Genomic DNA, 23,007 nt, shown 5'->3' on the forward strand with positions numbered 1-23,007 from the left:
GGAGGAGGTTGAAATACTTAAAGATTATAGCCAGTTGTTTTCACACCGTTCACCCACACCTCACGCGCTTCGCCTGCCGGCAGCACAATGTTGAGGGTTTTCCACGCCGGTTTGAATTCTCCGCGCTGAGTGATTGTGATATCGATGCGCTGCGCGTCAGTGACAATATTCCAGTTCAGCCACAGCGCCTGATTTTGCTGCCAGCGGTGGCTTTCGCCGTCATCTTCAAACAGCATTCCCGCTGAGGTCAGCTCACCCGGTGCCGGATAAACGTGCAGCTCGCGTTCCAGGTCTTTATGGCTGTCAACATGGGCCAGCCGTGCGGATTGCGGCAATGCAGCGCCGGCACGGACCAGCAGCGGCAGGCGCTCAAGCGGTGCATCAAGGGTGATTGTCTGGCCGCCTGCAAACCATTCCCCGGTGTAGAAATCACACCAGCCGATGCTGTTATCCGGCAGATAAACCTGACGTTCACGCTGACCTTCATCCACCACGCTGGCGACCAGCAAATCCTGCCCCATCAGGAAATCATCGGTTTCCACGAAGGTGTTTTTGTCGTGCTCGTGGTCGAGGAATGTCGGTCGCAGCATCGGCTCATCGTCGGCATGTGCCTGCCACAACAAGGTGTAGAAATACGGCAGCAGACGGTAGCGCAAACGGATCGCGTCGCGGATAAGCGGCGTCACCTGCGGGTACATCCACGGCTCATTCACCGTGTGATCGTCATTCCAGGAGTGAATGGTAAAACGCGGATGCATCACGCCGTTTTGCACCCAACGAACAAACAGTTCGGCATCGGGCTTATCGCCAGAGAAGCCGCCGACGTCGTGGCCGACGTTGTACAAACCGGATAAACTCATGCCAATGCCCATGCGCGTGTTGTAACGCAGCGTCTGCCAGCTGGTGCGATTGTCGCCGCTCCACGTCTGCACGTAACGTTGCATCCCCGCACAGCCGGAACGTGAAATCAGATACGGACGGGTTTCCGGCGCGAAACTTTGCTGCGCTTCAAACGACGCACGCATCATCAGCAGCGGCATTACCGGGCGGATATGTTTAATGGCGATGGACTTACCGAAACCGTGACAGCGCGCATCGTTGTCCCAGACTTCGTATTCGTTGTTGTCGTTCCAGGTTGAGCCGATGCCCTTTTCCAGCAACTGCTGCGTCACCCCTTTTTGCCACCAGCGCACCGCGGCCGGGTGGGTGAAATCGAGATGCGATCCTTCGTCGTCCCAGAAAACAGAACGTTCCGGCACATTGCTCTCGCTGTCACGAATGAACAATCCCTGCTCCGCCACCTGCCCGTATTGCGGGTGATCCTGCAACAGACAAGGTTTAATGTTGGCCGCCAGACGAATACCCGCATCAAGAAATGCCTGCGACATCACTTCAGGCTGCGGCACTTTGTCGTAGTTCCAGTTGAAGACATAACGCTTGTTGCCAATCGAGGTATAACCCGATGAAAGCTGGAAAGAGTCGCAGGGAATGTCATGTTGCTGACACAGCGTGATGAATTTCATCAGCTGCTGCTGGGCGTCCGGCGCATCGGTGTAGTACATGGTCGAGCCACTGTAACCGAGGCTCCATTTCGGACCAAAGGTGGTTTTACCGGTCAGCTTCACCAGTTTTTTGGTGACATCCAGCGCGGTCGGGCCGATAAACAGGTAGTAATCCAGATCCCCGGCTTCGGCGCTGAAACGGCGGTATGGCAGATGGTAGTTATCCAGCTCATTGCCAAGATCAAGCCAGACATTGCTGAGATTGTCGTAGAACAAGCCGAAACTAACGTCGTTACGGCGGGTCAGGGTAAACGGAATATGTTTGTATAACGGATCGGTGCTGGCGGCGTTGTAACCCATCGCATCCAGATTGCGCATTTCAAAACGACGACCTGCACGGTTAAGATCCCCGGCTTTTTCGCCCAGCCCGTACACGCCATCCTGTGCTTCACGCAACTGATAGTGCGCCGAGGCATCGCCTTTCACCGACAGCATATACGCGCCGGTTTTTCGATCGCTGACCAGCGGTAACCAGACGCCCGCCTCATTTTTATGTTCCCACTCCAGCCACAAAGGCTGATGCACGGTGACACGTAACATTTCGGTGGTCACCGTCAGGGTATTTTCGCCGTGCGCAAGTTGATAACCCGGCAACGTAAAACCTTCATTGCTCAGACGATCGCGCCCTTCCCACGGCACATCATTTTGCGGCGCAATGCTCCAGGTGCGGTCCAGTGCCAGTTCGCCATTGCGCTGAATAAAGACACGGATTAACCCCTGCTCCAGCACCCTCAGACAAAACAGATGCTTACCTTCGACACGCAAATCCACGCCTGCATCATGATGTCCGGCCAGCTCCCAGTGTTTCAACGTCTTCATACATGCTCCCTTTTTGCCGGATTGCGGCGTTCAGCGATCAGCGCAATCAGGAATATTGCCCCAATCAAATCAAAGAATCCCATTGCGATAAACAGCGGATTGAAACCAATCGTGTCGGCAACTGCGCCGATCAGCAGTGAAAACAGGAAGCTGGCGATCCACGCGGAGGAACCGCGCATGCCGTTGACGGTCGCTACCTGATTTTTGTCAAACGTCTCTACCACCACGGCGCTCAGCATGCAGGAAATCACCTGGTGCCCGAAGCCACCGATGGAGATCAGCGCAATCGCCGCGTAAGGACTTTGTGTGAGTGCAACCAGAGCCAGAGACAGCATCATGAAAGCGCCGGTCACCGAGCTGGCAACGATGGAGTTAATGCGCGTGCAGCCAAATACTTTGCGGTAGAGCGTGGTGAGATAACCGCTGGCGATACTGCCCAGATCGGCGGCCAGGAAGGGTAACCAGGCGAACATCACGATGTGTTTCAAATCCATCCCGCGTTCGTTGGCCAGATACAGCGGCACCCAGAAACTGAACACGGCCCATGCCGGTTCGGCCAGAAATGCCGGAATGGCGATCCCGTAGAATTTTTTGTTTTTGCAGACGATTTTCAGCGACTTAAGGAACGGCAAACGCGTTTGCTGCGGCTCGTTATCAGAGCGGATCAGCGCCAGTTCGTCTTTGCTCAGGTTCGGATGGGTTTCCGGTGAATGATAAAATTTCCACCACAGCAGCACCCACAGCATTGAGAGCACACCGCAAAACAGAAACGCACCACGCCAGCCAAAAGACAGGTGCGCCACCAGAATAATGGGCGGCGCCAGCATCGCGCCTATCGAGAAGCCTACGCCAGCCCAGCCGGCAGCAACCGGCCGCTCTTTACGCGGGAACCAGTCGGAAATCGCTTTGGCATTGGCCGGGGTGGCCGCCGCTTCGGCGCTGCCCATGAAGAAACGCAAAATCGCCAGCTGGATCCAGCTTCCTGCCCCGGCATGCAGCATACACACCACCGCCCAGACGGAAGCGCAGATCAGGAAGCCAAGCTTCAGACCGATCACGTCAATCAGCCAGCCGCACAGGGGCTGGAAAATGGTGTACGCCGCCTGAAACGCGGCGACGATGTAGGAATATTGTTCGGTGGTCATGTTCAGGCTGGTTTTAAGTTCCGCAGCCAGTAACCCCAGAGAGTTACGGGTGATGTAGTTGACCGTCACACCCAGCAGGAACAGCGCCAGCATCCACCAGCGCAAGGCTTTTATTTTTCGACGTCCGATAACGGCCGTATTTTCGGTGTTGATTTGAATTGTCATGTCCGTTCTCCCACCCGTCGGCCTGGCCGCAGATGATGTGTTATGTGAGGTACTTTTGCAGAGTAGGCAGGCGGATTTGTGAGTGGAACGTGATTTTTTGCAAAAGCTTTCACGCTATAACTGCGTAGCGAAATCAGAGCGGATAAAAGCTTATGGATGAGCGGGCTTCTCAGATGAAAAATTTTGCATGAGCGATTTTGAAGGAGATCACAGTTTGAAAGGAAAGTTAAATATCCAGCAAATTGCCGACCAGACCGGGCTCTCAATCAGCACCGTTTCACGGGTTCTGGCCGGAAAAAATAACACCAGCAGCAAAGCACGCGATCGCGTGCTCGAATGTGCGAAATCACAGGGCGTTTTTAACGGGCTTTCAACCGGTCGCCTGATGCTCAACAACATCATGATTTTCGCCCCGGCCCGCGCTTTCGATGTACGCAGCGATATTTTTTACTACAAAGTGGTTCAGGGGATCCTGGCGGCGACGGCTCACCATGAAGTGCGGGTGCGCTATTGCGCGATGGAAGAAGAAAATGCCAACGCGGCGTTGTTTATCGCCAAAATGACCGATCCGCTGACCGAGGCGGCCTTGCTGGTCGGTATCGACGATCCGCATATTCATCTGCTGGCGGCGGAAATGGGTAAACCCTGCGTGCTGGTGAACTGTCATGACCGGCACATGCGCCATGATAGCGTCAGCCCCGATCATCAGAGCATGGGGGATTTTGCCTGTGACTACCTGTTTTCACAGGGCCATCAGCACATCGTCACGCTGCAATGCCTGCGCCGACATACCATGGAACTGCGTCTGAGCGGCATCAAACAGGCCTTCAGCCGCCATCATCAGACCTTCAGCGACAACCATCATCTGATCAACACATCAGGTTTTGGCGCGCAGGAAAGCGAACAGGCGTTACTCGAATATCTGGACACATTACCCATCGGACAACCCTTGCCGACAGCGATTCTGGCCGGGGGTGATTACATGGCGTCCGGCGTGGTGGCTGCGTTGAGTAAAAAAGGGATTTCGGTACCCGGTGATATCAGTGTGCTCAGCACCGACGGGTTTAATCTGGCGGAGATCCACGACGTCCTGCTCACTGCGGTGCACGTGCCGCGTGATGAGCTGGGAACCGAGGCTATCGCGCTGTTACAGCGACGCATGCTGCGCCCTGACGCGCCTTATACCAGCCAGCTGTTACAAGGGAAGCTTGTGGTGAGAGAATCGGTACGCAAGGCGTCTGGTCGCGCGGTGATCCCCCGTCCGCATCATCTTTATGATCAACCTGTTTTATGACCGGGGTATTGTGTGACCCGCAGGCGGACAGATAAATCTCATCTTTCACGGGCAGGTTGTCGCGCGGTTCTATACTGAAAAGTGACGACTAAACATTAGCCGCTTTTCAGTATCAGACAGTCAGAACACCTTTCTTTCACCTTCGGGTGACCCTTGATAAGGAGATTCACGATGAATCACAGTTCCGCGAAACGTTACAACAGCGTCATCCCACCTTATATGCTCAACCGCATTATTGAACACGGCTCAGAACCTCAGCGCAGATGTGCAAAACAGACGCTGGTGCATGTTAATACCCTGATGGCCCAGCCTTACGCCAAACCGCAAAAGACGGTGACGGCCAAAGCGGGTCTGGTTGAGCGCGATATTTACGACGCCGAAAACACCACCCGCCTGCCAGGCGAATCCGTGCGAAAAGAAGGCCAGGCGAGTAACGGCGATGTCTCGGTGGATGAAGCCTATGATTATCTCGGCGTAACCTATGATTTTTTCTGGCAGGCGTATCAGCGAAACTCTCTCGACAATAAAGGACTGGCATTGCTCGGCACCGTTCATTACGACAAGGGCTATCAAAATGCCTTCTGGAACGGTCAGCAAATGGTATTTGGCGACGGTGACGGGGAAATATTTAACCGCTTCACCATTGCTATCGACGTGGTTGGCCATGAACTTTCCCACGGTGTGACTGAAACCGAAGCCGGCCTGGAATATAACGGGCAATCCGGCGCGCTGAACGAATCGATGTCGGATGTGTTTGGCTCGCTGGTGAAACAGTTCCATCTGAAACAGACTGCCGATAAAGCCGACTGGATCATTGGTGAAGGATTACTGGCAAAAGGCATTCACGGCACGGGCCTGCGGTCGATGTCGCATCCCGGTACTGCGTATGATGATCCGCTGCTCGGCAAAGATCCGCAGCCTGCCGACATGAGCGGCTACGTCAACACCCGCGACGATAACGGCGGTGTGCACATCAATTCCGGTATCCCTAACCGCGCATTTTATCTGGCGGCGACGACACTTGGCGGTAACGCGTGGGAACGCGCCGGTTATGTCTGGTATGACACGATCTGCGATAAGTCCCTGCCCAAAGACGCAGACTTTGTGACCTTCGCCCAACTGACGGTTCAGCATGCGGAAAAACGGTTTGACGCTTCTGTCGCTCAGGCGGTTCGTGAAGCCTGGGTGCAGGTTGGAGTGATGTAAATGAAACCTTTAGATTCGCTGGAAAGTAATGCGGTGATTGAGATTTACCGCGAAGGCGGCATCGCGTTTATCCCCAAACTCAGCGGGCCGCGCAGGGTCGAGCTTGCAGGAATGAGCGATGACAAACGGCAGCAAATTTGCCAGCTCATCAACCAGGCCATGCCCTTCGCTCAGGAAAAAGAAAACGCCGGTCGCGGTGACCAGCGTTATTTCCGTATTGAGATTTACGTCGAATCGGCCGAGCACTCTGCCAGTCTGGTGGTGATTATTCCCGAAACAGAAGCCCCGGAAGCGCTGGTGAATTTATGGAAACAGGCTCAGCCCGATGATCATCCCTCTGAATAAAGCGAATACGTAAACAGCACCCGTTTTTTAGATACCATTCCGTGCCCGTTTTGGCAGAAATAGTCGACCGCGCCGCAGGCTTTCAGCTCCTGCAACGGTTGCTGACAATCCGGGCATAACGCCGTTTGATTATATTCTGTGCCGCAGGCGTCGCAGCGAAAGTGACCGCTCACCCAACTCATTGGCTGCTCACAAGCCGGACAATATGCTTCCATTATGCCTCTCCTTTAAATGACACCGAGCGTCCGTAATAAATACAGGCCCAGCGCGGTGGTAAAAAATGATCCCAACGTCGTGACCGCAATAATGTTCGCCGCCAGCGTTGCATTTCCGCCCATGGCGCGGGTCATTACGTAGCTGCCTGCGGCCGTGGGTGTGCAGGAAAAAAGAAAAATGACGCCAAGCGCCGCGCCGCGAAAACCAAAAGCCCATGCACCCAGCGTCATCAGCGCAGGCACAAATACCACACGCGAGGCGGATGACCAGGCGGCCACATTCGAACTGCGAAACATCGCCCGCCAGTCAAGGCTGGCACCGGCGCACAGCATCGCCAGCGGCAGTGCCATGCCGGAGATGAACGCACCGGTACTGGCAAGCGTTGCCGGCATCGGCAGATGGCTGTGCTGGAATGCCAGCCCCAGCACCAGGCCAATAATCAGCGGATTGGTCAGGATACCGTGCAACACAGGCCGCATTCCGATGCGCTTACCCTGCCCGCCCTGCAAACTGCGGGTCAATGTAATCACCGACAGCACGTTGAACAAGATCACCGTCACTGCCAGATACATCGAGCCGAGCGCAATGCCTTCACTGCCAAAAGCCAGCGACGCATAGGCCAGCCCAGCGATGCCGGTATTCGCACGAAATCCGCCCTGCACAAATATGCCGCGCTCACGCGGATCTTTCACCAGCTTTAGCGCAACCAGTTCCAGCAGCAGGAAAGACACCACTGTCGCCACACCACCATAAATCGCCAGCGGCAGGTTAGAACCCGAAGAATCATGCCCTTGCGCCACACTGAAAAAGAGCAGGCAAGGTAACGCGATATTGAAAACAAGCCGGCTGGCTTTCTCATTAAAACTGTCGTCCATCAGGCCGGTACGGCGCAAAACCATGCCTAACAATAAAATCAGTAAATTTGGCACCGTCACGCCAAATGCAAAACTCCAGGTCTGCCAAAACATCCAGCCAGTTCCTTGCGAAAAGTGGGGCAAAAAAATGGGGTACATTTTCATGCACCCCATCAGTTTATGATTTGTTTTTCAGATGCTGCAGAAGGCGTCGACGTTTACGCTGCTGATGTGGTGACAGCGTGTTTTTCTTGCCTTCATACGGGTTCTCACCCTCTTTAAACTGGATGCGGATAGGCGTTCCCATCACTTTCAATGAACGGCGGAAATAGTTCATCAGATAGCGTTTGTAGGAGTCAGCCAGATCTTTCACCTGGTTACCGTGGATTACCACGATCGGCGGGTTATACCCACCGGCGTGAGCATATTTCAGCTTCACACGACGGCCATTAACCAGCGGTGGCTGATGATCGTCCGCCGCCATCTGCATGATACGGGTCAGCATGGAAGTGCTCACTCGCGTGGTCGCACAGGTGTAGGCCTCGATCACTGACTCAAACAGATTGCCAACGCCGCTGCCGTGCAGGGCCGAGATGAAGTGGATTCGGGCGAAGTCGACAAAACCAAGGCGCAGATCCAGCTGGTCTTTCACCTGTGCACGTGCATCTTCACTCATGCCATCCCATTTGTTCACCACAATCAGCAGTGAGCGCCCACTATTGAGGATGAACCCCAGCAGTGACAGGTCCTGATCGGAAATGCCGTCGCGGGCATCAATCACCAGCATCACGACGTTCGCGTCTTCAATCGCTTTCAGGGTTTTGATGACGGAGAATTTCTCAACGGTTTCAGTAACTTTACCGCGCTTACGCACGCCGGCAGTATCGATCAGAACGTATTCACGCTCGTCACGCACCATCGGAATATAAATACTGTCACGGGTGGTCCCCGGCATGTCGTAAACCACGACACGCTCTTCCCCCAGAATACGGTTAGTCAGTGTGGACTTACCTACATTAGGACGCCCGACAATAGCCAGTTTGATTGGCAGGGACTGCGGATCAAAGTCGTCTTCTTCGTCTTCCGGGATTTCATCACCGGTCGCTTCTTGTTCTGCCCAGTAAGCGGCGTTAGCCTCTTCTTCCGTCAGTTCGACTTCTTCCGGCTTTTCACCGACAAACGGGATCAGCACGTGTTCAATCAGCTGCGCCACACCACGGCCATGAGAAGCCGCGATCGGGTAGACTTCGCCTAAACCCAGTGAGTAGAAATCGCCGACGGCGCTATCCGGGTCAATACCGTCGGTTTTGTTCGCGACCAGGAAAGTGGATTTTTCACGGCTGCGAAGGTGTTGGGCAATGCCCTGATCGGCAGGCATCAGGCCCGCGCGCGCATCGACCATGAAAAGGACGATGTCCGCTTCTTCGATTGCCAGCAATGACTGGCCAGCCATACGGGTTTCAACGCCGTCTTCGGTACCGTCGATACCGCCGGTATCCACGATGATGAATTCATTACCCTCAATCTCAGCACGACCATACTTGCGGTCACGCGTTAGCCCCGGGAAATCCGCAACCAGCGCGTCGCGCGTCTTGGTCAAACGGTTAAATAAAGTGGATTTACCCACATTCGGGCGCCCAACAAGCGCAACGACAGGTATCATTTTGAAGCCTCAGTGTTTTTATTTATAGCTAAACGCAAATAGCCTGCAGCCCTTCACTTCTGGACAAACAGCTATAATTCAATTTGTTACAGCGCAATCTGATCGAAAAATTGCACGGTTTTCAGAATACGAAACGGCCCCTGAGCAATTCAGGAGCCGTTTTTAAGCCCGCGATCAAACGATCTCAGGGCCAGACGCCGGGCGCGATATTAGCGGGTGAAGGAGTAAACTTCGCCACCTTTCGCCTGCACGACCAGCTTGTCACTTGCCACAATCGGCGCACTCAGGAAGCCATCGCTGTCGACTTTCTGCTGAGCAACGAAACGACCGTCTGTGGTATTGATCCAGTGCAGGTAACCTTCGGAATCACCCACCACGATATACCCATTATACAGCACTGGCGCGGTGAGATTACGGTGCAACAGATCACTTTGACGCCACAGGCTAACGCCGCCTTGCGTATCAAGCGCCATCACACGGTCATCCTGATCGACCATGTAGATACGGCCGCTGTCGACGATGATGTCATTGACGGAACCCACATCACGTTTCCACATGACCTGACCTGAACGCAGATCCATGGCCACCAGATTACCGTTGTAAGCCAGCGCATAAACAACGCCATCAACGATGACCGGCGTAGTATCCACGTCACTCAGACGATCGATTTCAGTCGTCCCGGTGGTTTGTGAAATACGTTGCTGCCAGATCAACTGACCTTCTTTCATCAGCACTGCGCTGACACGGCCGTTATCACCGCCGACAATCGCTGCGCCAAACGCCACTGCCGGGGCAGACTCGCCGCGCAGGGACAGGGTTGGCATATCGAGGTTAGCAGTCCACTGCACGGTACCGTCAGATTCGCTCAGCCCCTGTAACATCCCGTTTCCGGTATGTACCAGCACTAAGCCATCGCTGACCACAGGCCGGGACAGTGCTTCGCCCGCCACTTTGGTCTGCCATGCCACTGTACCGTCTTCGGTATTCAGCGCATAAACAACCGCTTTTTCACTGCCGACATACACATGGCCGCCAGAAACAGTCAGACCGCCGGACAGTTGTGCTGAACGGTTGCTGGAGAAGAAACCTGTTTTTTCAGAAAGGTTAACACTCCACTTTTCTTTACCGCTGTCAGCATCCAGTGCTTTCACGATGCCAAAACGATCGGCTGCGTAAATGGTGCTGTCCTGCCAGGCCGGACGCAGGTGGGAGTAGAAATCGCCTACGCCGTCGCCTACGGATTTGCTCCAGACCTGAGTCGGAGTAAATTGATTTTCAACTTTTGGCAGCGGGGACATTTTGACAACATCTTCTTCGCTGTTAAACAATGAACAGCCACTCAGCAGGGCAACAGAAACCCATCCTACCAAGAGTGTTTTACGCAATTGCATCGGGGTTCCCCTTAGCTGGCTAAGTTGTTCAATTTCATACGCAGCATCGTTTGCAGCGTTTGAGAGGGTTTAGATTCCAGACCTTTGCTAAAGGCTTCACGAGCCCCTTTCGCATCGCCTTTTGCGAGCAGAACATCACCGCGGATGCCTTGCTGCATTGCTGTCCAGCCTTCACCCTTCACGCCATCTAACGTTTTGAGTGCATCATCAAATTTGCCTTGCTGCATCTGGACACGTGCCAGACGTAAGTTCACCAGCGAGCGTAAATTGTCTTCTTTGGCCTGACTTTGCCCCTGAAGAAGCTGCTTCTCAGCATTCGCGAAATCTTTGATTTCGACAAAGTGATCGGCCAGTTGCAGAGCGGCAAACACACCGTAGTTATTGTCATTGCTCTGACCAAACTTTTCCAGCTCAGCCACGCCTTGCGGATTTTTGCTGGTCAGCGCCTGATTCGCTTTCTGGAAAGACGCAGAAGCTTCCGTCAAAGCGGAATCCTGATGGCTCTGCCAGACACGCCAGCCGCCCAGGGCGACAATACCCAGAACAACGCCGATGGCCAGCGCTTTACCGTTCTCGGCAAAGAAGCGACGTACAGCATCAACCTGTTCATTCTCAGTGGTATAGACTTCCACAGTGTCCTTCTCCTTAACCCAACATCGAGGCCAGACGCACAGCAACATCACTCTGCGTCAGCGTTTCTTGCGTTCCAGTCTGCAGGTCTTTGATCACAACCTGCTGGTTAGCGACTTCATCTTCGCCTAATACCAGGGCAACTCGCGCACCCCATTTATCTGCACGGGCGAATTGCTTCTTAAAGTTTCCGCCACCGTAGTTAGTCATCACTTTCAGCTCCGGCAGCGCATCACGCAGTGTCTCAGCCAGTTTAATGGCTGCACCTTGCGTTCCTGCTCCCGAAGAAATGACGTAAGCATCCACCGTCGCAGGGGCTTTGAAGTCCGGGTTTACGGCCTGAACCAGTAACACCAGACGCTCCAGACCCATCGCAAAACCGACAGCAGGGGTTGCTCGCCCGCCTAATTGTTCAACCAGCCCGTCGTAACGGCCACCGGCACAAACAGTACCTTGTGCGCCAAGGCTGCTGGTTACCCATTCGAACACGGTGCGGTTGTAATAATCCAGACCGCGCACAAGTCGCTGATTAACCGTATATGGGATACCAGACTGCTCTAAAAGTTCACACAGACCTGCAAAGTGTTCTCTTGATTCTTCATCAAGATAGTCACCCAGTTGCGGAGCATCATTCAATAATGCCTGGATATCCGGATTTTTGGAGTCCAGAACGCGCAGCGGGTTGCTGTACATGCGACGTTTGCAGTCTTCATCCAGCTTGTCTTTATGCTGCTCCAGGAAAGCCACCAGCGCATCGCGATAGTTGGCGCGGGCTTCCAGTGAACCAATTGAGTTCAGTTCAAGCGTCACGTGTTCAGAAATGCCCAGCGCACGCCACCAGCGCGCACTCAGCAGGATCAGCTCCGCGTCGATGTCCGGGCCCTGCAGGCCAAAGACTTCCACACCTAACTGATTAAACTGACGATAGCGGCCTTTTTGCGGGCGCTCGTAGCGGAACATCGGGCCGATGTACCACAGACGTTGTTCCTGATTGTACAGCAGACCATGTTCGATACCGGCGCGCACACAGCCCGCCGTGCCTTCAGGGCGCAGCGTCAGGCTTTCACCGTTGCGATCCTCAAAGGTATACATTTCTTTTTCCACGACATCGGTCACTTCGCCGATCGCGCGTTTAAACAATGGGGTCTGCTCTACAATCGGCATACGGATTTCGCTGTAGCCGTAACCACTGAGTACCTGTTTCAAAGTACCTTCGATACGCTGCCACAGCGCAGTGTCTTCCGGCAGGTAGTCGTTCATGCCGCGAATGGCCTGGATATTCTTTGCCACGTCAGTTCTCTATCGTTTTATAAAAAATGAACCCGATTATAGGGGGTTTGTGTCCTGCGGTTCAACGCACAACGCCGTCACCCCTGTCGGGTTCAATATAATGCAGATGTACTCTGACACCCGCAACCGATGTTACTTTTCAAGATGATTGATAACGATACGTTTACTCTCATCCATAATCGCCGCTTTAGCACGGATCTTCGCTTCTAACTGGTCGATCATCTGTTCGTTGTCAAAACGATCTCTCTGACGTACGCCGTCTTCATAGAAGCCGCTTTTATTATGGCCTCCGGTGACGCCGATCGTGGACACCAGCGCTTCGCCCGGCCCATTCACCACACAACCGATGATGGAGACATCCATCGGGGTGATCAGATCTTCCAGACGCTGCTCTAACGCGTTAACCGTGCCGATGACATCAAATTCCTGACGCGAGCAGGTCGGACAGGCAATAAAGTTGATGCCACGCGAGCGAATGCGAAGTGACTTCAGAATATCAAAGCCTACCTTCACCTCTTCGACAGGGTCGGCAGCCAGCGAGATGCGCAGCGTATCGCCGATACCTTCGGACAGCAAAAGACCGAGGCCGATGGCCGATTTCACGGAACCGGCGCGCAAACCGCCCGCTTCGGTGATGCCAAGATGCAAAGGCTGATCGATACGCTTCGCCAGCAGACGATAAGACTCAACGGCAAGAAACACGTCTGAGGCTTTAACGCTCACTTTGAACTGATCAAAGTTGAGGCGATCGAGAATATCAACATGGCGCATCGCCGATTCCAGCAGCGCTTCCGGCGTAGGTTCGCCGAATTTTTCCTGGATATCTTTCTCCAGAGAGCCGCCATTCACGCCGATACGAATAGGAATATTGTAATGACGCGCGCAATCCACCACCGAGCGAATGCGGGATTCATTACCAATGTTACCTGGATTAATACGCAGGCAATCAACGCCGTATTCGGCTACTTTGAGCGCGATACGGTAATCAAAATGGATGTCAGCGACCAGCGGGACATTAACCTGCTGCTTGATGAGCTTGAACGCCTCAGCGGCATCCATGGTAGGCACGGAAACGCGAACAATATCGACACCGACACGTTCCAGCGATTTGATCTGCGCGACCGTCGCCGCGACATCTGTGGTGCGGGTGTTGGTCATCGATTGCACAGCAATCGGTGCTCCGTCACCTACAGGCACCTTGCCGACATAAATCCGGGTTGATTTGCGACGGGTAATGGGTGCTTGGTTATGCATTACTTCACTCTCCATCGTTGCAATCGTCCGACAAGCTGCCGATTACTCGGCAGCGATAGTCAGGCGCGCAACACGGCTTGATTTTACGAAACGACTTAAATCAACCGGCTTGCCCTGGAATTGAATATCCACTGCACCCGGTGCACCGATTTTCAGCTTATAAGGTGCGGTTCCCTTCACGCTCAGGGTTTCGCCGCCTTTTTTGATGCCGCTGAACAGGGTCTTACCTGACGCGTCATCGATCTGTAACCAGCAGTCAGCTTTGAATGTCAAAGCGACAGCTTGTGGATCCGCACCTGCCGCAGCAGTTTGTGCATCACCGGTTGGCAGACCATTCTCAGCCGTGGCTGGCTGGCTGGTGGACACTGCAGCAGGTGCTTGCGCTGCAGGCGTGCCGGCGGTGGCCGGTGCGCTGTTATCCGTTGGCGTTGACGTGGTGTTCAACGGAATTGAGTTCTGTGCCTGTGGTGCCCCGGCCGCTGCGTCAGGCGCAGAAGAGGAATCTTCTGTCGTCGGTGCAGAATTGGCATTGTCACCACCACCCAGAGGAATAGTTTGCCCCTGGCCGTTATCCTGATTCAGTTGAGCCGTTGACTGATCGGCCATTGTCGCGATTTCTTCCTGCTGCGCCTGATGGTTTTGCCACCACCATGCACCGGTCAGGCCAATCACAACAAACACGATCAACCAGGTAAAGCCCATCAGCCAGCCATCGCGTTTTTTACGAGACTTGCCGAGAGAAAAACCCTGCATTGAAGCGACTTTCGGCACTTTGATGGGGGCTTGCTTACCGATCAGATCTAACAGTTCTTCTTCCGGGATATGAACCAGTTTGGCGTAAGAACGAAGATAGCCACGCAGGAAAGTCGGAGCGAGATCGCCCGGCGTCGTTTCTTCTTCGATTTGGCGAATCGTTGAGACTTTCAGACACAGGCGTTCTGCAACGGCCTGATGACTTAGCCCTAACTCTTCACGTGCCTGACACAGGCGTTGGCCTGCGGTCAGTTTAACTTTATTTTCTTGGGAGGCTTCAGTATTCATTAGCTAAGAACTGCTGGTACTGTTGGGATTGTGGATAACTACGCGCAAGCTGCTTACCGTAGCGTTGAACGCTGTCCGGATTGCCCGCTAACGCAGCGAATCGAATTTGTAACATAATGCTGTCAGCCGTGGCTGGCAGAACATGCTGGTATACATCCAGTAGAAGTTTTGCCTGAGCGCGATTCCCTTCTCCAAATTCTTTGGTTGCCTCTGTCAGCAAGGGTGCGCCTTTATCGGGATCGATTTTTAATGCCCGGCTCAGTAACACTCGCGCTTCCTCATTCTGATTTGCCTTCAGAAAACAGTAGCCTGCATTTTCGAGACTGTCAGCAACCTGACCGTAATCAGGCGCATTAGCTGCGGCGCTAAACTGCTGTTGTGCCGGTACATACTGCCCTAAACTACACAAAAACGCACCGTAATTATTCAACACGGTCCCATTTTGCGGCGCCAGCTTCAGCGCTTGCTGGTAGCGACTTTGCGCAGCTTTTTGATCGCCGGTTTTTTGCTCGTAAAGCGCCATGCCCAGCTGAGTGCGATAATCGTCAGGCGCACTGTCCGCGGCTTTCTGCAAATTCTGTTTCGCCGCGTCCATATTTCCCTGGGAGAGATAGGCCATTCCCAGTTCAAGACGCGTCTGTGAGGCACCGGTAGCTGACTGCGTCTCCTTCGGAGAGCTTGAGCACCCGGCGAGCAAAGAAGCGGCTAAACCCGCCGCCATCAGCACCTTCACACTGCCTTGCATTGTCATGCTTAATTCCCTTTATTCTGCCACCGACAATAAACAAACGGGCTGTGAAATGGTATCTGCACAGCCCGAACGCACCTACTCACACTTCTGACAACTAAACGGCTTTAACGGAAATCTGCTGCTCAGCTGCCATTTTTTTCTTCAACGTACGCTTGGTACGGTCGATCACATCACCGGCAAGCTGACCACAAGCGGCATCAATATCGTCGCCGCGGGTTTTACGCACGATGACGGTAAAACCGTATTCCATCAGCACTTTAGAGAAGCGATCGATCCGGCTGTTTGAGCTGCGGCCATACGGCGCGCCAGGGAACGGGTTCCACGGGATGAGGTTGATTTTGCACGGCGTATTTTTCAAACGCTCAGCCAGCTCATGCGCATGCTCAGTACCGTCGTTAATGTGGTCAAGCATCACGTATTCGATGGTTACACGGCCCTGGTTAGCATTGGATTTGCTGATGTAGCGTTCAACAGCGGCCAGGAACGTATCGATGTTGTACTTGCGGTTAATTGGCACGATTTCGTCGCGGATGGTGTCATTTGGCGCATGCAGGGAGATGGCCAGCGCAACGTCAATCATGTCGCCCAGCTTATCCAGCGCAGGAACCACACCGGACGTAGACAAGGTCACGCGGCGTTTAGACAGACCAAAACCGAAGTCATCCAGCATGATTTCCATGGCCGGCACCACGTTATTCAGATTCAGCAAGGGTTCGCCCATCCCCATCATCACTACGTTGGTGATAGGTCGGGTACCGGTGACTTTCGCAGCACCGATGATTTTAGCCGCACGCCACACCTGGCCGATGATTTCGGACACACGCAGGTTACGGTTGAAACCCTGCTGAGCGGTAGAACAGAAGGTACATTCCAGCGCGCAGCCAACCTGAGAGGAAACGCAGAGCGTCGCACGATCGCCATCCGGTATATACACAGTTTCGACCAGCTGGCCGCCTACCTGAATCGCCCATTTGATGGTGCCATCGGTAGAACGTTGTTCGGAAGCGACTTCCGGCGCACGGATTTCAGCCACACGCGCCAGTTTGTCACGCAGCGGTTTGTTGATATCGGTCATTTGCTCGAAATCATCGCTGCAATAGTGATACATCCACTTCATGACCTGATCAGCACGGAACGGTTTCTCGCCCATGTTGATAAAGAACTCGCGCATTTGTTTGCGGTTGAGGTCAAGAAGGTTAATTTTTGCGGCAGCAGGAGCAACAGTTTTCACTTCCTCTGCAGAGATTGGGAAGGTTTCAGACACGTTTTGCTCGGGAGTTGTAGATTCTAACATAATGAAATATGGCCTCGTTGTTACACGTTATGGCGCCAGGGAAGTGCAGAGCCTGACCTTTTACTGCCTGTCAGCGGCATTCAGGTGGCCTGCAATAAATTGCGCCCCGAAGAGGCTGGCTCATTCGGGGCGCAACATTGTACAAATTTTAGGGCAGAGTTGCCATGTTTGGAAGGTGACCAGGGCAAATTCTTGTGAATATGCGGCGCATCTTCCAATCAGGCTTCGCCCAAAATCTTAACGCGGGCAGATTTCGCTTTCGTCGAAGAAGTAAGCGATTTCGCGTTGTGCTGATTCTACAGCATCAGAACCGTGAACAGCGTTAGCGGTGAAGCTGTCAGCAAAGTCTGCACGCAGAGTACCGGCCAGGGCATTTTCCGGGTTAGTTGCACCCATGATGTCACGGTTACGCTGAACTGCGTTTTCGCCTTCCAGAACCTGAACCATGATCGGGCCAGAGGTCATGAACTCAACCAGACCGTCGAAGAATGGACGACCTTTGTGCTCAGCGTAGAAGCCTTCAGCCTGCTCTTTGGTCAGTTTCAGCATTTTAGAAGCAATGATGGTGAAACCTGCACGTTCGAAACGCGCGTAGATTGCGCCGATGTCATTGTTTGCAACGGAGTTTGGCTTGATGATGGAGAAAGTACGTTGGATAGTCATGAAAAACCTCTGGCTGACTTTTATAGGTAGGGCCGGTTAATTTAATGTTATACCTGCCGTAAAATGGCGGTGATTATAGGGAGCGAAGTTAAAATTGCCTACCCGAATCACAACATTTAATTAAAAAAATGCGGCATTGATTCACGATCAAGCACAAACACCCCATTTCCCTTAAACAAAGCAGGGGCAATAAAGAGTTTTGTGCCCCGTTTACCTTATCGTTTTATGCCTGCCCGGACGACGGGATGATGTTACGCAACCAGCTTCCCCATTTGCGCTGATAGAAAGGCTGGGTGTGGCTGATCAGATAATGGCTGATCCCGCGCTCTTTTTCGCAAACGATACAGAAATCAACCGGACGGTCATCGGGAGACGTTTCGGCCGCCACATTGCCGGCTTCGCGGATCAGTGCATCGATTTCCTGTTCATCACCGTCTGCTTCTACACCGATCAGCAGGTTAGGTTGATCATCCACGGTTTTGTCATGGATAAGGGCCATAAACGCCCGGCGCACCGGCTTTTTCTGAGTAAACAGCGTGGTCAGCGCGTCGATCATCGCCGACGGATACTCCTCCGGCTGGCCAATCAGCAGCTGGCTTTCTTTATCCAGCACCAGTTCTGAAGGCGCATTCAACCCGCCGTTGCTCAGCAGCAGCGTCACTTCGCTTGGGTAAAATTCTTTGCCGTATTCTGACTTCGGATTCAGAAATAATTCTTCCCCTTGTGTCATTTCAAACAACACGCGGACAGGCAGCGCGACAAACGCCTGCTCATCCGGGCTTTCGCCGGCACTGGCTTTTTCCAGAATGTCTACAGAGGAAAAGAAAGGAATGATTGAGCTGCCGTCCTGCTTTTCCCAGTGCAAAATATTCAGTTCACTGCCAGCGGTGATCGCCACACTGCCCTGCTTTTCAGCGTCATCCTGCCCTGCGTCACCCACCACAAAAACTGTGGATTCCAGCAGCGTTTGATAGAACGCCGGGCGCCAGGCAGCCGCGGTGACAGACAGGCGGAGCAGGCGCTCGAGCTCGTTTTCACCGTCTGTTGCCGCTGCGCCGGCAGGGAGATGATCGTGTGGGACACTCATGATTCTTGACTCCGGTAATGGTATGAAACGGGGCGCCGTTAAGCGCCCCGTTGTGCTTCTTGCCATGCTGTCTTTATTTATTTGGCTTTTGCTAACAATAAGTTGGCAACGGTCCGCACGCCCAGGCCGGTCGCGCCCGCAGACCACTGATCCGCCGCGCTTTTACGGTAAGTGGCGGAGCAATCGATGTGCAGCCAGCCTTTCTTATATTCAGTGACGAAATGAGACAGGAAAGCTGCCGCCGTGCTTGCACCCGCGGTATGAGAAGGGCCCGCGATATTATTCAGTTCAGCAAAATTGGACGGCAAATGTGCGCGATGGAACTCTTCCAGCGGCAAACGCCAGAACGGTTCGTGTTCGGCTTTCGCGCTTTCCAGCAGTTCGGCAGCCAGCGCATCGTCAAAGCTGAACAGCGCATGATAATCATTGCCCAGCGCCGTTTTCGCAGCGCCCGTCAGCGTTGCCGCATCAATCAGCAGTTCAGGATTCTGAGCAGATGCGTCGATAAGCCCATCCGCCAGAACCAGACGGCCTTCGGCGTCGGTGTTCATGACTTCAACGGTTTTGCCGTTGCGGTAGCGAATAATGTCGCCCAGTTTCAATGCGTTGCCGCTGACCATGTTGTCGGCGCAGCACAGGTACAGTTTCACACGTTTGTTCAGGCCATTGGCCGCAGCCAGTGCCAGAGCGCCGGTCAAGGTGGCAGCGCCGCCCATATCGGCTTTCATCGAGTCCATGGAAGCGCTTGGCTTGAGGCTGTAGCCGCCGGTGTCAAAGGTGATACCTTTGCCGACCAGACAGGCGTAAACCGGTGCTTCAGCATCGCCGCTCGGGTTGTAATCAAGTGCCAGCAATACCGGCGGACGATCAGAACCCCGGCCAACAATGTGCAGCCCCTGATAATTCTGCTGACGCAGATCGTCACCTTTAGTAATGCGGTAGCTGACTTTATCGTTGCCGAATTCGCACATCAGATCCACAGCGCGGGTCGCCAGTTGCTCAGGTGACAACTCTTCCGCCGGAGTATTGATGGTGTTACGTACCCAGTCGATGATTTTCAGGCGTTGTTTCAGTGTAGTGGCGTCTTCTTCTGATAATTCAGCCCACTCAACGTTGCGCGCACCTTTCGGGCCGCGGAAGCCTTGCCAGAACGCCCAGCTGTTTTCGAGATCCCAGCCTTCACCGGCCAGCTTAACGTTTTTAACGCCCTGACCATCGATACGGCGCGCTGCACGTGAGATTGCCGTCAGCGCGTCGCCGCCATTCAAATGAATGGTCATGCCCGCTGAATCGGTACTCAAAGTGGCTTTTTCGCCCCAGCGTGCATCGGCAGGCTGAGTGGAAAGGAAAACGTGCATGGCTTCATTGGTCGTTACTTCGGAACTCATAACAGCACTCCTGATTGTTTTTATCTTCAATGATGACAGGTAAATCGCCCTTTCACGGGGAGGCACTTCATTTCGTATAAACCGGGGGTAACTCACGCAGGCGGGTGACTGATTTCACCACCAGCGCGATGGCATAATCGATTTCTTCTTCGGTTGTCCAGCGTCCCAGCGAGAAGCGGATCGAACCGTGCGCCAGTTCTTCACTCAATCCTATGGCACGTAAAACGTAGGAAGGTTCAAGGCTTGCCGAGGTGCAGGCTGAGCCGGAGGAAACGGCAAGATCTTTCAGTGCCATGATCAGAGATTCACCTTCCACGTTGGCAAAACTGACGTTCAGGATATTGGGCGCCGCGTGCTGCGCGGAACCATTGAGGTGCACCTGATCCAGTTTCTGAATACCTTTCCACAACCGGTCGCGCAGTACAGTCAGACGCGCCACTTCAGCGGGCATTTCTTCTTTGGCGATGCGATACGCTTCGCCCATGCCGACAATCTGATGCACCGGCAACGTTCCGGAACGCATACCGCGTTCGTGACCGCCACCGTGGATTTGGGCTTCGATGCGGACTTTCGGTTTACGGCGTACATACAGCGCACCAATGCCTTTTGGCCCGTAGATTTTATGCGCTGAAAACGACATCAGATCCACCGGCAACTCGCTGAGATCGATGGAGATTTTACCCACGCTCTGCGTCCCATCCACGTGAAACACAATACCGCGACTGCGGCACAGTTCGCCGATGGTCGCAATATCCTGAATCACACCGATTTCGTTGTTCACCTGCATCACCGACACCAGAATCGTATCCGGGCGCAGCGCGGCTTCAATGGCGGCGGCGGTGATAATACCGTCGCTGCGCGGTGCAAGAAAGGTGACCTCAAACCCTTCACTTTCCAGCTGAAGGCAGGTGTCGAGCACGGCTTTATGTTCGGTCTGGCTGGTAATGATGTGTTTGCCTTTTTCACGCTGTGCGTGAGCCGCGCCTTTGATCGCAAGATTGTCTGATTCTGTCGCGCCTGACGTGAAGACAATCTCACGCGGGTCGGCATTAATCAGCTCGGCAATCTGGTTACGCGCCACATCTACCGCCTCTTCCGCCTGCCAGCCAAAGCGGTGCGAGCGGGAAGCCGGATTGCCGAAAGTACCGTCCAGTGTCAGACACTGCATCATTTTCCCGGCCACGCGCGGATCGACCGGCGTCGTGGCTGAGTAATCGAGATAAATAGGTAATTTCATGGCAGGCAAGCTCCGGACTGCGCGTTCGACAGCGAACGAAAGAATTAAAAAACGACAACCAGTTTAAAACGGCTTCACGGATTCTTAAAAGGGAAATGACGTTTTGCGGGCACTTATCGGTAAGAATTGGCTTCAGAAAAGCAAAAGCCCGCGGGAATATGCATTTCCGCGGGCTTTTTAAAGCGGTTATCAATGTGGATTAAGCGATCAGGCTCTTAAATTGACATTGATGGTTTCCATCTGGCGGCCGTTAGGCTGACGACGGACTTCACCGTTCTGACGGTCGGCCACTTCCAGGATTTCCTGATTGTTGACCAGTTCAGCCAGCGTAATGTTGTTGAGGAAGCCGCTGATGCGCTCGCTCAGATCACGCCATAAGGTGTGCGTCAGGCAGCGTTCGCCATTCTGGCACCCTTCTTTACCCTGACAACGGGTAGCGTCAACCGATTCGTCGACAGCAGTAATCACTGCGCCCACGGCGATATCAGCTGAATCTTTACCTAACAGATAACCACCGCCGGGACCACGAACACTGGCAACCAGACCGTTTTTACGCAAACGTGAGAACAGCTGTTCCAGATACGAAAGAGAGATGCCCTGGCGCTCAGAAATGTCAGCCAGTGGTACCGGTCCTTCCTGTGAATGCAGCGCTACGTCAAGCATAGCGGTCACGGCATAACGGCCTTTGGATGTCAGTCTCATAGCATGATTACCTGTGTTGAAGAACTTAAAAAGTACAATGGGTCGCAATATGCAAACGAGTCTGCCATTCCCGAGTAAAACAGTCAACTATTTAACCTAGTAATTTACTCAAGTATTATAGAGCGGTCAGAGCGGAGGGTAAGAGAAGGGATTAACAGGCTGATAAATAAACATAAAGTCGTCTTTATTATCAGCCTGAAGGGCTTATTCTTTGTCGTTCTTAGTCTTTTCAATCGACGTCAGGATGCCGCGCAGGATGTTTAATTCCTGAGATTCAGGGCGCGCACGGGTGAATAATCGACGTAATTTACTCATCACCTGCCCCGGATGTGCCTGGCGAATAAAGCCAGTTTCCAGCAGCGTATGTTCCAGATGCTGATAGAAACGTTCGAGGTCATCTACCAGCGGATACGGTGACTCTTCGTATTCCACCTGCGGTTTGGCAGCTTCCAGCAGGGCGAGGTGCGCGACGCGAACTTCATAGGCAATAATCTGCACGGCCATGGCCAGATTCAGCGAGCTGTATTCCGGATTCGCCGGGATGCAGACATGATAATTACACTTTTGCAGTTCTTCGTTGGTCAGCCCCACGCGCTCACGGCCAAACACCAGTGCGACCGGTGCGGTTTGTGCCGCAGCCGCACTGTGCTCGCCGCATTCACGCGGATCCAGCATCGGCCACGGCAGCGTTCGCGAACGCGCACTGGTGCCGATCACCAGACTGCAACCCGCCAGGGCTTCGTCCAGCGTATCAACGATCCTGGCGTTACCGATCACGTCACTGGCACCGGCAGACAACGAGATGGCCTGTGAGTCAGGTTTCACCAGCGGATTCACCAGATAAAGGCTGGATAATCCCATGGTTTTCATGGCACGGGCAGTAGAGCCCATATTGCCGGTGTGGGAGGTTTCAACTAATACAATACGGATATTGGGCAGCATACAAACTCTGAGCGTGGCGGAAAATCACAACAGCCTATCACAACGGTAGTTAATTTTCAGAACCCCTG

21 protein-coding genes are annotated in these 23,007 nt (G+C 53.6%); 3 read left to right on the forward strand and 18 right to left on the reverse strand.

The window, feature by feature from the left end:
- Nucleotides 1-17: 17 nt before the first annotated feature.
- Nucleotides 18-2,381: a TIM-barrel domain-containing protein gene (locus ACO0U8_RS13080; protein ID WP_421670933.1), complete on the reverse strand. Its 2,364-nt coding sequence runs from the start codon at nucleotides 2,379-2,381 to the stop codon at nucleotides 18-20.
- Nucleotides 2,378-3,691: an MFS transporter gene (locus tag ACO0U8_RS13085; RefSeq protein WP_056781257.1), complete on the reverse strand. Its 1,314-nt coding sequence runs from the start codon at nucleotides 3,689-3,691 to the stop codon at nucleotides 2,378-2,380. Before ACO0U8_RS13085 ends, ACO0U8_RS13080 begins: the two co-directional genes overlap by 4 nt.
- A 214-nt stretch (nucleotides 3,692-3,905) precedes the next feature.
- Here ACO0U8_RS13085 and ACO0U8_RS13090 point away from each other — a divergent pair, with 214 nt between their 5' ends.
- From ACO0U8_RS13090 to ACO0U8_RS13100, 3 genes are all read left to right on the forward strand, one after another.
- The gene (locus ACO0U8_RS13090) at nucleotides 3,906-4,985 is read left to right on the forward strand and encodes a LacI family DNA-binding transcriptional regulator (protein WP_421670934.1); all 1,080 of its coding nucleotides are present in this window, start codon (nucleotides 3,906-3,908) and stop codon (nucleotides 4,983-4,985) included.
- Between the two features lie 171 nt (nucleotides 4,986-5,156).
- Nucleotides 5,157-6,191 (forward strand): M4 family metallopeptidase, encoded by a 1,035-nt coding sequence (locus ACO0U8_RS13095; protein ID WP_421670935.1) that lies wholly within the window; start codon nucleotides 5,157-5,159, stop codon nucleotides 6,189-6,191.
- Nucleotides 6,192-6,536, forward strand: coding sequence for a protealysin inhibitor emfourin (locus ACO0U8_RS13100; protein WP_122097415.1), 345 nt, complete (start codon nucleotides 6,192-6,194; stop codon nucleotides 6,534-6,536).
- On the opposite strand, the gene ACO0U8_RS13105 is transcribed toward ACO0U8_RS13100, so the two are convergent.
- The 16 genes from ACO0U8_RS13105 to trmJ all read right to left on the reverse strand — a co-directional run bounded on the left by ACO0U8_RS13105 (nucleotide 6,521) and on the right by trmJ (nucleotide 22,939).
- Nucleotides 6,521-6,751, reverse strand: a complete 231-nt coding sequence (locus ACO0U8_RS13105) for a zinc ribbon domain-containing protein (RefSeq protein WP_421670936.1) — start codon at nucleotides 6,749-6,751, stop codon at nucleotides 6,521-6,523. The two genes, ACO0U8_RS13100 and ACO0U8_RS13105, sit on opposite strands and share 16 nt — an antisense overlap.
- A gap of 12 nt (nucleotides 6,752-6,763) precedes the next feature.
- Nucleotides 6,764-7,720, reverse strand: a complete 957-nt coding sequence (locus tag ACO0U8_RS13110) for an AEC family transporter (RefSeq protein ID WP_056781265.1) — start codon at nucleotides 7,718-7,720, stop codon at nucleotides 6,764-6,766.
- A gap of 64 nt (nucleotides 7,721-7,784) precedes the next feature.
- On the reverse strand, nucleotides 7,785-9,269 hold the full coding sequence (der, locus tag ACO0U8_RS13115) for a ribosome biogenesis GTPase Der (protein ID WP_122097413.1): 1,485 nt from the start codon (nucleotides 9,267-9,269) through the stop codon (nucleotides 7,785-7,787).
- Nucleotides 9,270-9,478: 209 nt separating this feature from the next.
- Nucleotides 9,479-10,660, reverse strand: coding sequence for an outer membrane protein assembly factor BamB (gene bamB, locus ACO0U8_RS13120; RefSeq protein ID WP_056781269.1), 1,182 nt, complete (start codon nucleotides 10,658-10,660; stop codon nucleotides 9,479-9,481).
- An 11-nt stretch (nucleotides 10,661-10,671) separates the two neighbouring features.
- Nucleotides 10,672-11,292: a YfgM family protein gene (locus tag ACO0U8_RS13125; RefSeq protein WP_056781272.1), complete on the reverse strand. Its 621-nt coding sequence runs from the start codon at nucleotides 11,290-11,292 to the stop codon at nucleotides 10,672-10,674.
- 13 nt (nucleotides 11,293-11,305) lie between these two features.
- Entirely contained in the window at nucleotides 11,306-12,580 is a 1,275-nt protein-coding gene (hisS, locus tag ACO0U8_RS13130; RefSeq protein ID WP_217204622.1) for a histidine--tRNA ligase, read from the reverse strand.
- A 132-nt stretch (nucleotides 12,581-12,712) separates the two neighbouring features.
- A complete protein-coding gene (gene ispG / locus ACO0U8_RS13135) occupies nucleotides 12,713-13,834 on the reverse strand; it encodes a flavodoxin-dependent (E)-4-hydroxy-3-methylbut-2-enyl-diphosphate synthase (protein ID WP_056781278.1) in 1,122 nt (373 codons plus the stop codon).
- A gap of 42 nt (nucleotides 13,835-13,876) precedes the next feature.
- Nucleotides 13,877-14,875, reverse strand: coding sequence for a cytoskeleton protein RodZ (gene rodZ, locus ACO0U8_RS13140; RefSeq protein ID WP_056781282.1), 999 nt, complete (start codon nucleotides 14,873-14,875; stop codon nucleotides 13,877-13,879).
- Nucleotides 14,865-15,626, reverse strand: a complete 762-nt coding sequence (pilW, locus tag ACO0U8_RS13145) for a type IV pilus biogenesis/stability protein PilW (RefSeq protein WP_056781284.1) — start codon at nucleotides 15,624-15,626, stop codon at nucleotides 14,865-14,867. The genes rodZ and pilW overlap by 11 nt, the downstream gene beginning before the upstream one ends.
- Nucleotides 15,627-15,720: 94 nt before the next feature.
- A complete protein-coding gene (locus tag ACO0U8_RS13150; RefSeq protein WP_056781288.1) occupies nucleotides 15,721-16,920 on the reverse strand; it encodes a bifunctional tRNA (adenosine(37)-C2)-methyltransferase TrmG/ribosomal RNA large subunit methyltransferase RlmN in 1,200 nt (399 codons plus the stop codon).
- 237 nt (nucleotides 16,921-17,157) lie between these two features.
- Nucleotides 17,158-17,583: a nucleoside-diphosphate kinase gene (gene ndk / locus ACO0U8_RS13155; protein ID WP_056781291.1), complete on the reverse strand. Its 426-nt coding sequence runs from the start codon at nucleotides 17,581-17,583 to the stop codon at nucleotides 17,158-17,160.
- A gap of 223 nt (nucleotides 17,584-17,806) precedes the next feature.
- The gene (gene sseB / locus ACO0U8_RS13160; RefSeq protein WP_421670937.1) at nucleotides 17,807-18,670 is read right to left on the reverse strand and encodes an enhanced serine sensitivity protein SseB; all 864 of its coding nucleotides are present in this window, start codon (nucleotides 18,668-18,670) and stop codon (nucleotides 17,807-17,809) included.
- 77 nt (nucleotides 18,671-18,747) lie between these two features.
- The gene (pepB, locus tag ACO0U8_RS13165; RefSeq protein ID WP_421670938.1) at nucleotides 18,748-20,058 is read right to left on the reverse strand and encodes an aminopeptidase PepB; all 1,311 of its coding nucleotides are present in this window, start codon (nucleotides 20,056-20,058) and stop codon (nucleotides 18,748-18,750) included.
- 67 nt (nucleotides 20,059-20,125) lie between these two features.
- The gene (locus ACO0U8_RS13170; RefSeq protein ID WP_421670939.1) at nucleotides 20,126-21,295 is read right to left on the reverse strand and encodes an IscS subfamily cysteine desulfurase; all 1,170 of its coding nucleotides are present in this window, start codon (nucleotides 21,293-21,295) and stop codon (nucleotides 20,126-20,128) included.
- A gap of 207 nt (nucleotides 21,296-21,502) precedes the next feature.
- The gene (gene iscR / locus ACO0U8_RS13175; RefSeq protein ID WP_056781306.1) at nucleotides 21,503-21,997 is read right to left on the reverse strand and encodes a Fe-S cluster assembly transcriptional regulator IscR; all 495 of its coding nucleotides are present in this window, start codon (nucleotides 21,995-21,997) and stop codon (nucleotides 21,503-21,505) included.
- A gap of 204 nt (nucleotides 21,998-22,201) precedes the next feature.
- Nucleotides 22,202-22,939 (reverse strand): tRNA (cytosine(32)/uridine(32)-2'-O)-methyltransferase TrmJ, encoded by a 738-nt coding sequence (gene trmJ / locus ACO0U8_RS13180; protein ID WP_056781309.1) that lies wholly within the window; start codon nucleotides 22,937-22,939, stop codon nucleotides 22,202-22,204.
- Between the last annotated feature and the right edge of the window lie 68 nt (nucleotides 22,940-23,007).

It is taken from the genome of Rahnella sp. EDr1-12, assembly GCF_049206505.1.
Classification (GTDB): Bacteria; Pseudomonadota; Gammaproteobacteria; order Enterobacterales; family Enterobacteriaceae; genus Rahnella; species Rahnella rivi.

Bases quoted from the DNA above. Each gene is read 5' to 3' on its own strand.
- ACO0U8_RS13110 (WP_056781265.1), bottom strand. From the start codon at position 7,720: ATGTTTTGGCAGACCTGGAGTTTTGCATTTGGCGTGACGGTGCCAAAT.
- ACO0U8_RS13080 (WP_421670933.1), bottom strand. From the start codon at position 2,381: ATGAAGACGTTGAAACACTGGGAGCTGGCCGGACATCATGATGCAGGC.
- bamB (WP_056781269.1), bottom strand. From the start codon at position 10,660: ATGCAATTGCGTAAAACACTCTTGGTAGGATGGGTTTCTGTTGCCCTG.
- rodZ (WP_056781282.1), bottom strand. From the start codon at position 14,875: ATGAATACTGAAGCCTCCCAAGAAAATAAAGTTAAACTGACCGCAGGC.
- ACO0U8_RS13095 (WP_421670935.1), top strand. From the start codon at position 5,157: ATGAATCACAGTTCCGCGAAACGTTACAACAGCGTCATCCCACCTTAT.
- ACO0U8_RS13170 (WP_421670939.1), bottom strand. From the start codon at position 21,295: ATGAAATTACCTATTTATCTCGATTACTCAGCCACGACGCCGGTCGAT.
- pepB (WP_421670938.1), bottom strand. From the start codon at position 20,058: ATGAGTTCCGAAGTAACGACCAATGAAGCCATGCACGTTTTCCTTTCC.
- trmJ (WP_056781309.1), bottom strand. From the start codon at position 22,939: ATGCTGCCCAATATCCGTATTGTATTAGTTGAAACCTCCCACACCGGC.
- iscR (WP_056781306.1), bottom strand. From the start codon at position 21,997: ATGAGACTGACATCCAAAGGCCGTTATGCCGTGACCGCTATGCTTGAC.
- ispG (WP_056781278.1), bottom strand. From the start codon at position 13,834: ATGCATAACCAAGCACCCATTACCCGTCGCAAATCAACCCGGATTTAT.
- ACO0U8_RS13085 (WP_056781257.1), bottom strand. From the start codon at position 3,691: ATGACAATTCAAATCAACACCGAAAATACGGCCGTTATCGGACGTCGA.
- ndk (WP_056781291.1), bottom strand. From the start codon at position 17,583: ATGACTATCCAACGTACTTTCTCCATCATCAAGCCAAACTCCGTTGCA.
- ACO0U8_RS13150 (WP_056781288.1), bottom strand. From the start codon at position 16,920: ATGTTAGAATCTACAACTCCCGAGCAAAACGTGTCTGAAACCTTCCCA.
- pilW (WP_056781284.1), bottom strand. From the start codon at position 15,626: ATGACAATGCAAGGCAGTGTGAAGGTGCTGATGGCGGCGGGTTTAGCC.
- ACO0U8_RS13105 (WP_421670936.1), bottom strand. From the start codon at position 6,751: ATGGAAGCATATTGTCCGGCTTGTGAGCAGCCAATGAGTTGGGTGAGC.
- ACO0U8_RS13100 (WP_122097415.1), top strand. From the start codon at position 6,192: ATGAAACCTTTAGATTCGCTGGAAAGTAATGCGGTGATTGAGATTTAC.
- der (WP_122097413.1), bottom strand. From the start codon at position 9,269: ATGATACCTGTCGTTGCGCTTGTTGGGCGCCCGAATGTGGGTAAATCC.
- sseB (WP_421670937.1), bottom strand. From the start codon at position 18,670: ATGAGTGTCCCACACGATCATCTCCCTGCCGGCGCAGCGGCAACAGAC.